At 48.1% G+C, this 12,021-nt stretch carries 12 protein-coding genes and 1 pseudogene; 5 read left to right on the forward strand and 8 right to left on the reverse strand.

Annotated elements, in window-relative coordinates:
- Positions 1-217: 217 nt before the first annotated feature.
- Both H6F68_RS27220 and H6F68_RS27225 read left to right on the forward strand, forming a co-directional pair.
- Positions 218-811, forward strand: coding sequence for a ParA family protein (locus H6F68_RS27220; RefSeq protein ID WP_190563942.1), 594 nt, complete (start codon positions 218-220; stop codon positions 809-811).
- Positions 808-1,170, forward strand: a complete 363-nt coding sequence (locus tag H6F68_RS27225) for a hypothetical protein (RefSeq protein WP_190563943.1) — start codon at positions 808-810, stop codon at positions 1,168-1,170. The genes H6F68_RS27220 and H6F68_RS27225 overlap by 4 nt, the downstream gene beginning before the upstream one ends.
- A gap of 1,083 nt (positions 1,171-2,253) precedes the next feature.
- Here H6F68_RS27225 and H6F68_RS27230 read toward each other — a convergent pair.
- Complete coding sequence (locus H6F68_RS27230) at positions 2,254-2,607, reverse strand: hypothetical protein (RefSeq protein ID WP_190563945.1); 354 nt, start codon at positions 2,605-2,607, stop codon at positions 2,254-2,256.
- Positions 2,608-3,242: 635 nt separating this feature from the next.
- On the opposite strand from H6F68_RS27230, the gene H6F68_RS27235 reads away from it, so the two are divergent.
- The 3 genes and pseudogenes from H6F68_RS27235 (at position 3,243) to H6F68_RS27245 (ending at position 4,652) form a co-directional block, all read left to right on the forward strand.
- On the forward strand, positions 3,243-3,422 hold the full coding sequence (locus tag H6F68_RS27235) for a hypothetical protein (protein ID WP_190563947.1): 180 nt from the start codon (positions 3,243-3,245) through the stop codon (positions 3,420-3,422).
- Positions 3,423-3,475: 53 nt separating this feature from the next.
- On the forward strand, positions 3,476-3,988 hold the full coding sequence (locus H6F68_RS27240) for a hypothetical protein (protein ID WP_190563949.1): 513 nt from the start codon (positions 3,476-3,478) through the stop codon (positions 3,986-3,988).
- 343 nt (positions 3,989-4,331) lie between these two features.
- A pseudogene (locus H6F68_RS27245) lies at positions 4,332-4,652 on the forward strand (transposase).
- 103 nt (positions 4,653-4,755) lie between these two features.
- On the opposite strand, the gene H6F68_RS27250 reads toward H6F68_RS27245, so the two are convergent.
- From H6F68_RS27250 to hemF, 7 genes are all read right to left on the reverse strand, one after another.
- Entirely contained in the window at positions 4,756-5,712 is a 957-nt protein-coding gene (locus tag H6F68_RS27250) for an NAD(P)-dependent alcohol dehydrogenase (protein ID WP_190563951.1), read from the reverse strand.
- A gap of 66 nt (positions 5,713-5,778) precedes the next feature.
- Positions 5,779-7,083, reverse strand: coding sequence for a glutamate-1-semialdehyde 2,1-aminomutase (gene hemL, locus H6F68_RS27255; RefSeq protein WP_190563953.1), 1,305 nt, complete (start codon positions 7,081-7,083; stop codon positions 5,779-5,781).
- Positions 7,084-7,154: 71 nt separating this feature from the next.
- Entirely contained in the window at positions 7,155-7,730 is a 576-nt protein-coding gene (locus H6F68_RS27260) for a heme-binding protein (protein WP_190563955.1), read from the reverse strand.
- A gap of 39 nt (positions 7,731-7,769) precedes the next feature.
- Positions 7,770-8,462: a DevA family ABC transporter ATP-binding protein gene (locus tag H6F68_RS27265; protein ID WP_190563984.1), complete on the reverse strand. Its 693-nt coding sequence runs from the start codon at positions 8,460-8,462 to the stop codon at positions 7,770-7,772.
- Positions 8,463-8,562: 100 nt separating this feature from the next.
- The gene (gene devC, locus H6F68_RS27270; RefSeq protein WP_190563957.1) at positions 8,563-9,732 is read right to left on the reverse strand and encodes an ABC transporter permease DevC; all 1,170 of its coding nucleotides are present in this window, start codon (positions 9,730-9,732) and stop codon (positions 8,563-8,565) included.
- 22 nt (positions 9,733-9,754) lie between these two features.
- The gene (locus tag H6F68_RS27275; protein WP_190563959.1) at positions 9,755-10,957 is read right to left on the reverse strand and encodes an HlyD family efflux transporter periplasmic adaptor subunit; all 1,203 of its coding nucleotides are present in this window, start codon (positions 10,955-10,957) and stop codon (positions 9,755-9,757) included.
- A gap of 1 nt (position 10,958) precedes the next feature.
- Positions 10,959-11,996, reverse strand: coding sequence for an oxygen-dependent coproporphyrinogen oxidase (gene hemF / locus H6F68_RS27280; RefSeq protein WP_190563961.1), 1,038 nt, complete (start codon positions 11,994-11,996; stop codon positions 10,959-10,961).
- Positions 11,997-12,021: the final 25 nt, after the last annotated feature.

The raw sequence follows: 12,021 nt of genomic DNA on the forward strand, positions 1-12,021 counted from the left end.
AATCTTTTGCCGTGGTGAAGTATCTATTTGAGCTGGTCACGCATCAGCAGTGGTTTACGTTTGAGAAGGCCTTCATGTATGGTTAGCCCCACATCCTATTTAGGATTGCTATATTTGCTTAGTTAAGTTGTTAAGTAACTAAGTTTTTAGCGAGAAGGCTAGCCAGCTTGTCAAAAGCCTGGCAGGCTGGCTAGTTAAGTGTTTGCAATTAAATTCAATGATAATCACAATCGTTGCCTATAAAGGTGGGGTTGGCAAAACCACTACAGCCATCCACTTGGCCTCCTACTTGCAGAAAAAAGCTCCTACCTTACTTATTGATGGAGATGCCAATCGTTCTGCCCTCGGTTGGGCACAGCGGGGAAGCTTGCCTTTCAAAGTGGTAGATGAGCGGCAAGGCCCAAAGTTTGCTCGGCAGTTTGAGCACATCGTCATCAACACCGCCGCCCGACCAGGGGCAGATGACCTGAAGGCGATCGCTGAAGGGTGCGACTTGATGATCATCCCTTCCTCCCCCGATGCCTTAGCAATGGAAGCCTTAGCGCAAACTGTTGAAGCCATGCGAGAGCTTGGGGCGGATCAGTACAGAATCCTAATTACCCTGACCTCCCCTAAGCCAAACAAAGACGCGGAATTAGCACGAGCCACTTTAACTGAGGCGGGGTTACCAGTCTTTGAGTCTGAAATTAGACGGCTGCTGGCATTTCAGCGGGCTGCTTTGGTTGGGGTGCCCGTTTACGAGGTTAAGGATTCAATGGCAAAAATCGCTTGGCGCTGCTACGAAGCCGTTGGGCATGAGGTGTTGGCATGAGTGGCAAGGACGAAAGAGCAGGCAAGCTTAAGGGCATTTTTGATGCTGTTAAGACGAGGGTGCCAGAACCAGACATTGATGTAGAGTCGCAACCGGAACCGGAGGATGAGCAGCCAAGCGCGATCGCACCTAAAGCAGAAGCTGAGCCAAAAGCAGAAGTTGATTCACCCAAAAGGGTGAGAGCCAAGGGGAAGCGAAGCAGCAGTGATTACAAACAGGTATCGGCCTATATCCCGGCATCTATGCATCTGCAAGCAAAGCAGAAGCTACTCCGTGAGGCGATCGCGACTAGCGATGCCAAGCCTAAAGAGTTCAGTGATTTAGTTTGTGAGTTACTAGCTGAGTGGTTAGCCAGGTGATTAACTGCATACGCAGTTGTTTAGTTAGCCAAGTTACTGGATAGGTGGTGCTGCACCTATCCAGTATTCGATGTTCAACTATTACCTGAATGAAGTGGCGATGAAGGCAAAGTTAAATGCAAGCTTGAGTTCTTGAGATCTGGTAGCTTGGGGCTACTTTACAGAGAGTTGCAATGGCGAAGCTATCAAATCAAGGCTTGCGTGGTTTCATTTCTGTCCGCCTACTTATTACTTGTGCAATTGCTGCTCCTCTTTGCTTCATTGCTTATATTTTTCTCCTTCTATTCGCTGTTCCACCTCTATTGAATTCGGGTAGTACTATCCCGACTTATGCTGGGTTTTACATTCAATACTTAGGTCGTGTCGGCAAAGTTTCCAATCTCCGTTGTTTCACCAATGGGTTCAGCGGAGACAGCTATGGGTACTACTGCCGATTTAAGATGAACTCATCCTTCGCCAGGAACCTGCGCCTAGAGTCTGGCAAGCTAGTTAGAGAAAATGAGTGCGATCCATCGTTAATAGATATAGACTCACCTCCAGATATAGACTCGTATCCCGAAAGGAGTTGGTGGAAGCCATCAGAACTTGAGGAGGGAGGACAAGTACAGTGCTACGCAAAACAATTTCCAACGCTGGACGTGATTGAAGTGGTGTATTCTCCAATAAGCCAAATCGCCTACATCAGGCATTCTGATTATTAAGCGTTCCAGCCTTGCAAACACTGGAAAAAGAAAAGCACACCTCCCAATCAATTTGTTGCTCTTACAATAGGGTCAAAGGCTGACTGAGTTAATTGACTGCTGCGTACAGCTGCATCCCCGTGGGGGCTATAGCCTCAGGACAGTTTCATTGAGGGCATTTGCTTAACTATCCCCCCTAGGTGGATAGCTCTAGATAAAGCATGAGGGAATAAAACTTCAGAGACCTAATGCGATCGCTTTAGGGATTGCTGCTGGCAAAGCCAGGCCTAAAGAGTTTAGTGATTTAGTTTGCGAGTTACCAGCTGAATGACTGATTCAGTAAATAACTGCGTACGCAGCTATGTGATTAGTCAAACATTTGATTAGCTAGATTGGCGAGTATTCAAAAAGCCTTATGCTTTTCTGGAGGCTTGGCTAATGCCTGTCGGCATTGAGGGACGTTGTACTGCCAACGCTGAATCACTGCTCTAGGCTTGGCAATACTGCGATAGTGAATGCCATGTTCGAACTCAGGGCTCTCTCGCCAATAGTCCAATACTTTAGCTGTCACGCCTAACTCACGGGCAGCCAGATCAGGGGTCATCCACCGTTCTGAGTACTTCTCTTCTAACTGCTTAGTTAGCAGTGCCAACGCCTGACTAAGTTGATTTGCTGCTGCGGTCAATGCCGCGATCGCCTCCCTATCCAATTCATCAAGTGAAACAGTTGGTGGCTTGTGCTCATCCTTAGTCATCATGCAGGCTTCCTGCTTGAATTGCTTAAGGTCTCTAGTCGTCGTAACAATAGCACTCACTTCAACCCGCCCTACGCCTGTCGGGTGGCTCTAGCAATCGGGCTTGGCATCTGGCGATGTGGAACCAGGGACGGCATCGGACCTTCAGACGTTTAGAGACTTAGAGTATAAAGCTACCAACTCTTTAAGCTATTTGATGCTCAACTATTACCTAAATGAAGTGGCGATAAAGGCAAAGTTAAATGCAAGTTTGAGTTCTTGAGATCTGGTAGCTTAGTGCTACTTCACAGAGAGTTGCAATGACACAACGATCAAGACGTTTATTTTTTACTGCTCCTCAACTACTCATTGGTTGTGCCATCGTTGCTCCCTGTTGTTTGATTGCCTTATGTCTTGTTTATTACTTCGCTGTCCCCCGTCTGCTAAATACCCATAGTGTTGTTCCAACTTATGCCGGATTCTACCTTCAATATCCCAATCTGGTTGGGAAAATATCTAACCTCCAGTGTGTAACTAATAGTCGAGACAGGACAGATGAGAGTTATTCTCATCATTGCCGCTTCAATGTGAACTCATCAAATATCGAGCAGTTTATTAGGGAGAGCCAATTGCTCCCTCAGGATGGAGAGTGTTACAGCATGGATGGACCGCACGTAGGAAGTTATCCTCCAGCAGCGTGGGAACCGTCAGACGTTCAGGAGGGAGGAGAATGTTACATCAACGACCAATATCGAGGAGTTCCAGGAGCTTACGTTGATCAAGTGTTGCTGTTGTATTCTCCAACAAATCAACTCGCTTACATGCAGGCGAATGATTAATTAAGCCCCTGAAGTAGTTTTGAACAAAAGGGTTAATCCTATCAGGAGTTGGAATGCCACAACTACCAAAGCGTTTATTTTATATCGCTCCCCGATTACTAATTAATTCTGTCGTTGCTATTTCTCTTTTGATTGTGGGTTACGAATGTTTCAGCTTGTTTGTTGCTCCACCTTTATCAAACTTGAGTGATGCCGTTCAAGCGAATATTGGCTTTTACCTTCACAATCCGAATCTTGTCGGAAAAGTGTCTAATCTCCAATGTGGAGACAATGGAGCACCCCTAACTGATTATTCATACTACTGCCGCTTTAAGACCAACTCATCAAATATTGGGCAGTTCGTTAAGGAAAAGAGACTAGAGTCCGGTACGGCAAACTTTCCGGGTGAGTGTCTTCCACCCTATATAGACTTGCCTTCGTCCTATACAAAGCCTTGGTGGAGACCATCAGACCTTGAGGGTAGAGGCAGAGAACAATGTTACTTCACTAAGATGCTTAACGGTAATACGATTGAACTGGTTTATTTTTCAACCAGCCAACTTGCTTACATGCATGAGAATGATTAATCAAGCGACTGAGTAGTAGTTTTGGACGAAAGAGTTAATTTTGATAAGGAGTTGCAATGGCAAAACTATTCCCTAGACTACTCATCGCTTGTGTAATCGCTGCTCCTTTTTGCTTCATTATTTACATTGTGCTCCTCCTGTTCGCTGTTCCACGTTTGTTAAGTTCAGGTAGCACCATCCAAACTTATGCTGGCTTTTACATTCAGTATCCAAGCCTTATCGGAGAAGTATCCAATCTCCAATGTGTAACTAATGGGAAGTCAGAAATAGATGACTATTCCTACTACTGCCGCTTTAATCTCTACGGGTGAATTCCCCGCCCCTCGGGGCGTAAAATGCCAGGATGAGTGAGTACATTCACAAGAGCCCTAACGTTACTGTTTTGCTATATCACTTGGTGTTTCCCGCAAAGTATCGACGCGCTGTGTTTGACGTACAGTGTGACGAAGTTGGTGACGATGCTCAAGAGCTTAACAGCGCGAGAGGTATTCAAACGGTGCCCAGGGGTGAAAAAGTAGCTGTGGGGAGGGGAGTTTTGGAGCGACGGCTACTTTGCCAGTACGGTAGGCAAGCATGGGGATGAAGGAATGATTGCGAGGTATGTCAAAGAGCAAGGCAAGGAGTATTTGAACTACATCGAGATGAGCAATTAGCCCTCTTTTGATGCTGATACCCCGCTGCTTGCGGCGGGGTAGTTCATTTTGTGAGGAAAGATGTGACAATGCATAGCATCTCCCCCAGCATTGAATCAGCCATAATTCGCCCAATTAGTCACTGTTGATCTCTAAAACTATCTTGCCTCTAGTATGTTGCTCCTCAATGATTTTGTGAGCTTTGGCAATGTCACTGAGGGCTAGTTTTTGTAGCACCTGGGGCTGCAGGACTCCTTGCTCAGCCATCCGAGCGATCGCTTCTAGATCTTGCTGATTAGATTTGACTAACAAGCTTTCGAGACGTGGTTGGCCCAACAATTTGCGAATAAAACCTTGGGCTCCTAGCAGAGGGTTGGGTTCAATCGTGATAAAGACTCCCTCTCGCTTCAGAATTTTGCGAGCTTGAGAGTATAAGTTACCACTCAGTACATGCACCTGAAAAAACACATCGTACTTTTCTTGGGTATCCCCAAACACATCACTTTGATCATAAGCAAGGGTTTTGTCTGCGGCTAAGGCAGCACAGTACGCCTGATTTTTACCGCTACTAACAGCGGTGACAACGGCACCCAAATGTTTGGCGATCTGAATCGCTGCTGTACCCACCCCACCAGAAGCACCGTAGATAAAAATCTTCTGCCCTCGTTGGAGTTTTGCCTGCCGCAGCGCCTGTAGCGCCGTCAAATAGGTACAAGGCATGGCAGCCGCTTCTACATGAGCGATCGCAGCGGGTTTGGTCGCAATCCAATCTTGCTTAACTGCCACAAACTCGGCTGCGGCTCCACCTACTAGGTCTTCGATATAACCAAACACCTCTTCGCCAATCTGGTGGTTTTTGACCTGATCGCCAACGGCTACGATCACGCCTGAAAAATCAAATCCAGTTTTCTGAGGAAACCGTTTACCTGTGAGAAACTTGAGCATTCCAGCTCGAAGGGCAGCATCTTTTGGATTTAAACCTACTGCTTTGACTCGAACCAAAACTTGATTCGCCGCCATAGTAGGCTGAGGGATATCTACTAGTTCCAGAACTTCTGGACCGCCGTATTGGTTAAAGATGACTGCCTGCATATCATTGTTCTCTGTAAGGGTCGAAATGCTCCAGATTCTGACGAGTTGTTTGTTTTGACCAACTGCTTATAAATTAGACAGAACTATTCGGGCAGCTTCAAGAGTGCGATCGATATCTGCTTCAGTGTGAGCTAAGGAAGTGAATCCTGCCTCAAATTGAGACGGAGCCAAATAAATTCCTTGTTCTAGCATGCCACGATGAAAGCGAGCGAACTTGTTGAGGTCAGATCTCTGAGCATCTTCATAATTATGAACGGGGCCTTCATTAAAGAAGAAACCAAACATGCCACTGATCTGTCCTCCGCAAGCAGCATGTCCCGTTGCTTGTGCGACTTGCAACAGCCTTTCTGTCAGCCTCTTAGTAATCTGATCAAGCTGCTCATAGGCTCCAGGCTGCTGCAACAATTCCAATGTTTTGATGCGTGCGGTCATAGCTAAAGGATTGCCAGAGAGCGTCCCTGCTTGATAAACAGGGCCAGCGGGAGCCACCGTTGACATGATCTCTTGCCGCCCACCATAAGCTCCCACGGGCAAACCACCCCCGATGATCTTACCTAAGGTCGTGAGATCAGGAGTGACGCCAAATTTCTCTTGGGCTCCTCCATAAGCAATTCGGAAGCCTGTCATAACTTCGTCGAAAACGAGTAGCGCTCCATGCTCTTGGGTAAGCTGCCGTAAGCCTTCCAGAAAGCCAGTCGCAGGTGGAATAAAGCCTGCATTACCAACCACAGGTTCTAAAATGACTCCAGCAATTTGGTGAGGGTTTTCCTCGAAGAGGGCTTTGACAGCGGCTAAATCATTGTATGGAGCGGTGAGCGTGTTGCTCGTGACCGATTTGGGTACGCCTGGGGAATCCGGTAAGCCGAGGGTGGCAACGCCAGAACCTGCTTTTACCAGAAACATATCCGCGTGGCCGTGGTAGCAGCCTTCAAACTTAATTACCTTCTCGCGTCCTGTAAAAGCCCGCATCAGGCGCAGGACAGCCATACAAGCTTCTGTACCAGAGTTAACAAAGCGTATCATCTCAATGCTGGGGACGGCCTTAATCACCATTTCAGCCAAGATGTTTTCCAGTTCGCAAGGAGCCCCGAAACTGGTACCCTTCGCGATCGCCTCCTTTAGAGCAGCCGTTACAACCGGATGAGCGTGGCCACAGATCGCAGGCCCCCAGGAGCCGACATAATCAATATATTGGTTGCCATCCACATCCCAAGCATAAGCGCCTGCCACTCGGTCAAAGACAATCGGTTGCCCACCTACAGAGCGAAAGGCTCGGATTAGGGAACTGACTCCTCCCGGCATCAGTTTTTGGGCTGCGGCAAAGATTTCTTGCGATCGCGTCGTGTTCAAGCTAGTCGTCGTCGCTAACATATTGCTTCCTCATCACACTAGATTGCAAAATTTCGCTTGATTGGAGCTGATAATCGCGATAGTCATCAAAATTAGGGAATCTCGATCATGACTTCGTTGCGTTTCAACATCGGCAAGGTAAAGGGAGAATCGTAGAAGGCATAAGTCGCTGTCCCTTTAGCCTCAATTCCTTGCTGAATCAAAAAGTCCCGGAGTTTTGCTTCCTGTTCTTGCAGTTGTTTATCTCCAGCATTGCCAGAGAAACGAATTGCCGCTACTTTGTTGCCTGGTAATTCTTTGAGAGTAATGCGCTCGTCCTTTGGCTTTGGCAGCGTTGCCATTGAATAGGTGGAGGGCATGAAAAACTGCACAGCCCAGTTATTCTGATCACCTGTTTGAGTGACAGACGTAGTCAGGGCGATCGCTGGATCTGCGACTTGCTGCATCACAGGAGCGGTCATGGCAAGTTTTTCGCTTTTCTGCGGTTGAGTGACAGATAGGTTTTGACCAAAAATGTAGCCCGCTAGAATCCCAAAGGCATCATTATTGGCTTTACCTCTCTCCGCCTTCACAACGGTTTCAGCGACAATTTTAGGTTCATATTGCCGAATTTCGATGTCACCGTAGGACTGCAATACGATGTATTTAGGTTCTTCGCTTTTACTCACAATTTCTCCACGCAGTTAGAAGTGCAGTTAGGTGTCAGGTTAAGAGTAGGATGCAGCTGCCAATCGTCCATCTTCCATATGAATGATGCGATCGGCAATATCTAGAATGCGGTTGTCGTGGGTTACTAGCAAAATTGTGCAACCCTGCTCTTTAGCTAAGTGCTGCATAATCTCGACGACATCTCGACCCGATTTTTTATCAAGCGCCGCCGTGGGTTCATCAGCCAGAACAATTTTAGGACGACTAGCCAGGGCACGAGCGATCGCCACTCGTTGTTTTTGACCGCCAGAGAGACTGTCTGCATAATAGTCCACGCGATCGCCCAATCCCACTGCTTGTAACATCTCTGTAGCGATCGCATCCATATCTTTTTCTAGATAGTCTGGATGGAGTTCTAAGGACATCCGCACATTCTGTTTCGCCGTTAAAAAGGTGAGCAAGTTATGAGCTTGGAAGATATAACCAATTTGCTTCCGCACTTGTATCATTTTTCGCTTGCTGGCACCACACATCTCTTGCCCCAAGATTGTGAGGCTACCTTCCTGGACTGAACGCAAACCACCCATCAAACTCAATAACGTGGTTTTACCAGACCCAGAAGGCCCAGTCATAATCACAATCTCGCCAGAGTAGATATCGAGATTAATCTCAAACAATGTCTGCTTGCGGAGTTCAGCTTTACCAAAATAGTGATTTAGCTGATGAGCTGAGATGACAGGCTTTGAAGGCATTTGAGCTGTATGAAGGTCTGGCGATCGCGCTTGCTCTAGATGGGGAGACATGGAGAAGGATGAAGGATGAGGGAGGAAGGATAAAAAGGGATGAGATGAGCTAAAAGATATCTGCTGGATCGGCGGCTCTGAGTTTACGGAGGGCGATCGCACCTGCTCCACCACACATAACGACGGTCAGAATTAGAACTGTGACAGCGCGGCTGAGTTTCATGGCGATCGGTAAAAAGGTGACAGATTTAAAAAAGGTATAGAAGCCACTTGCCAGCAGAAACCCTGGTAGAAAGCCTAGAGCGGCGAGGAGGAATGCTTCTTGTAAAATCACTCCAATCAAGTACAGATCGCTATAACCCATTGCTTTGAGCGTGGCGTATTCTGGTAAGTGATCAGAGACATCAGTATAAAGAATTTGGTAGACAATCACGGCTCCTACTAGGAAACCAATGGCTACTCCTAGATTAAAAGTAGGACCAATCGAGGAGCCTGTGTTCCAATAAGCAAATTCACGAGCTGAGAACTGTTCTAAGGTAAGCACGAGCAAGTTATCGGGTACGATCGCTTGCAAATCTGCCTGGAGTTGTTGAATGGATACGTTGGGATTTGCCTCAATAATCCCCAGGTCAATGTCATTGGCTCGTCGCTCGGAAAAGAGGCGCAAAAAGGTAGAGTCACTCATCAGGAGATTCCCTTCGGCTGAAAAGGAAGAACCCAGCGTAAATAAGCCAACCACTTTGACTTCTAAATCATTCGCCTGAACAGATAAGGGATTCTGCTTTTTGAGCAGGGCTGTCACGTCGCCCAGTTGTGGTGTTAGACCCGCTTTATCAAATAGAACTTGATTTAGTAATTTGAGTTTGTCTAGCTGCTGCTCCACTTCAGGGAGGTCAAAAGCAGGCCGATTGGGGTCGATGCCGTAGACAAAGATTTGCCGACTGGCTTGGTTATCTGGGTTGCGCCAGCTCGCCTGACCAATGTACAAAGGACGAATCGACTCAACGCCATCTATCCCAGCGATGCGGTAGAGGTTGTCTCTAGGAAAACTTTTAATCGATTGTAAGTTATCAGATAACTTATTGACGATAAACAGATCTCCTTTGAGCGTTGCGTAGGGGCGAACTTGGGAGTCGAATAGGGCGTCCCTCACCCCCAGTTGGAAAAACATGAGAAAGTCGGCAAAGGCAATGCCTGCGATCGCCACTAGCAGACGAGTCCTCTGGCTGCTCATTTGCAGTAAGGCGAGGGGCGTTTTGCGAAATAATTTTGGCAGCATGGATTCGTTGATGGCGGAGGAGTTACTGGCGGTTAGCGAGAGAATCAGCTTGAATGGCAACCTGAACTTGCAAGTTGGTTAAACTCGCCACTCGTTGACTATCCTTTGGATCAATCTGAATTCTGACTTCCACCACTTTGCGATCGAGATTTTCCCCGGGTTTACCACTTGTTACTTCTTGCTGAGTCACCTGTAACCCTACCGAGCTAACTGTACCTTTGAGTTCTCCCTCAAAGGATTCACTAGTAATCGCCACGGGTTGACCTTTCTGCACTTGGCTAATATCGGTTTGATACACCTCTGCCACCACCTGCATCTCGTTCGTTTGGCCCAATTCAGCGATGCCTGCACTGCCCACGACTTCTCCGGGTTTAGCATCAATGTCGAGAATGCGACCGGAGATCGGAGCCTTAATCGAGGCTTCTGCTAAATCTGATTCTGCCTTTCTGACGGCGGCGATCGCCTTGTCTACCTGAGCTTGAGCTGCCTGCACATCCACAGGACGCACTTCCGCAATGCGATTTAAGTTAGCTCTCGCTTGCCTGATTTGCTCGCGGATCGTGTTGGCGCTTTGACTTTGCTTGGCTTTCACTTCATTGAGTTGGGCTTGAGCCGTTTGCAGAGCGAGTCGTCGCCGATCCAGTTCTGTTGCCGCGATCGCACCCTCCCCGTAGAGGGGCAGATAGCGATTGTAATCAGCATTCGCCGTTTGAACTTCTGCTTGCCAACGGGCGATCGTCGCCTGTTGAGTCGCGAGTTCCCCTTCCAACTGCTCTTCCAGACGGGCTATTTCCGCTTCCTGGGCGGCAATCTCCCCAGTCTTAGCACCTGCTTTCACTTTGGCCACTTCTGCCTGCGCGATTTTCACCTGAGCTTGGGCTTCCAAAAGCACATTTTGGAGTCGTGCTTGTGAGTCCATGACGGCAATGACTTGGTCTGCCTCCACGCGATCGCCCCGCTGCACTCGCAGTTCTGCCACGCGATCATTGCTGAGCGTGGCGGGGACGGAGACTTTAATCACCTCTGTCGCAGGCTCAATGCGTCCTAAAGCCGTAATTCGCTGGACTTTTGGCACAGCTTTGGTTTCTGCAACCACAGTGGGTTGGCTGGGACGCTTGACTTGAGAAATGCCTATGAAGGCGATCGCGCCTGAGGCAGCAGTCGCAGCAATGATCAGCGCTAGGGTGCCTCGATTTGCAGGCTTGGATAGGGTTTGGAAGTTCATGTTAATGGTTTTGTGGCAGTGTCCAGTTCGCCCAATCTTGAGGCTGCAAAAACGTTTCGTACAGTTCCGCTTCCGGAGTGTTAGGTTCTGGTTGATAGCCATATTCCCAACGCACCAACGGCGGCAGCGACATCAGAATTGACTCTGTGCGACCGTTGGTTTGGAGACCGAAAATCGTGCCTCGATCATAAACCAAGTTAAACTCTACATAACGACCGCGACGATATAGCTGAAAGTTCCGCTGGCGATCGCCATATTCCATTCCCCGTCGCCGTTCCACAATCGGGGCATAGGCAGGGATAAAAGCTTGCCCACAACTACGAACCAAGGCAAAAATTTCTTTCCAACTGCGGGGAGCTAAAGCGTCCATCTGATTGCTAAGAGTAGCGGCTGCACCTTCCAAGTTAGAACCACGATAAAGTTTTCCCTGTCCATCTTGGTAATCAAAAAAGACACCACCGACACCTCTAGTTTCTTGGCGATGCTGGAGGTAGAAGTATTCATCACACCAGGGCTTGAATACCGAGTAATAATTGGGGTTGTGGCGATCGCAAGCTTGCTTCAGCGTGGTATGGAAGTGAGCGGCATCTTCAGCAAAAGGATAGTAGGGCGTTAAGTCAGCACCGCCACCAAACCACCAAACTGGGCCTGCTTCAAAGTAACGATAATTCAAATGAACCGTGGGAATATAAGGATTGCGAGGATGCAGCACCATTGAAGTGCCTGTAGCATAGAAGCCATGTCCAGCCGCCTCCGGGCGTTGCGCCAAAATGGAAGGAGGCAGATGAGAACCCCAAACCTCAGAGAAGTTCACCCCACCTTGCTCAAACACAGCTCCTTCGCGCAATACTCGCGATCGTCCCCCGCCCCCTTCGGGTCGCTCCCAGGCATCTTCTTGGAAGCTACCCACACCATCTATCTGTTGCAAGCTCTGGCAGATTTCGTCCTGCAACTGCCGCATAAACTGACTCACTCTCTCTTTAGCATCTATGGGCGGCAGAGAGGTAGATTGAGGGATTTGAGGCGTAGAAATCGGCATAACTCCAACTTAATGTCCTAAAAAG

This window comes from Trichocoleus sp. FACHB-262 (genome assembly GCF_014696035.1).
Classification (GTDB): Bacteria; Cyanobacteriota; Cyanobacteriia; order FACHB-46; family FACHB-46; genus Trichocoleus.

Coding starts and splice junctions, on each gene's coding strand:
- H6F68_RS27220 (WP_190563942.1), top strand. CDS start 218: ATGATAATCACAATCGTTGCCTATAAAGGTGGGGTTGGCAAAACCACT.
- H6F68_RS27225 (WP_190563943.1), top strand. CDS start 808: ATGAGTGGCAAGGACGAAAGAGCAGGCAAGCTTAAGGGCATTTTTGAT.
- H6F68_RS27230 (WP_190563945.1), bottom strand. CDS start 2,607: ATGATGACTAAGGATGAGCACAAGCCACCAACTGTTTCACTTGATGAA.
- H6F68_RS27235 (WP_190563947.1), top strand. CDS start 3,243: ATGGATGGACCGCACGTAGGAAGTTATCCTCCAGCAGCGTGGGAACCG.
- H6F68_RS27240 (WP_190563949.1), top strand. CDS start 3,476: ATGCCACAACTACCAAAGCGTTTATTTTATATCGCTCCCCGATTACTA.
- H6F68_RS27250 (WP_190563951.1), bottom strand. CDS start 5,712: ATGCAGGCAGTCATCTTTAACCAATACGGCGGTCCAGAAGTTCTGGAA.
- hemL (WP_190563953.1), bottom strand. CDS start 7,083: ATGTTAGCGACGACGACTAGCTTGAACACGACGCGATCGCAAGAAATC.
- H6F68_RS27265 (WP_190563984.1), bottom strand. CDS start 8,462: ATGCCTTCAAAGCCTGTCATCTCAGCTCATCAGCTAAATCACTATTTT.
- devC (WP_190563957.1), bottom strand. CDS start 9,732: ATGCTGCCAAAATTATTTCGCAAAACGCCCCTCGCCTTACTGCAAATG.
- H6F68_RS27275 (WP_190563959.1), bottom strand. CDS start 10,957: ATGAACTTCCAAACCCTATCCAAGCCTGCAAATCGAGGCACCCTAGCG.
- hemF (WP_190563961.1), bottom strand. CDS start 11,996: ATGCCGATTTCTACGCCTCAAATCCCTCAATCTACCTCTCTGCCGCCC.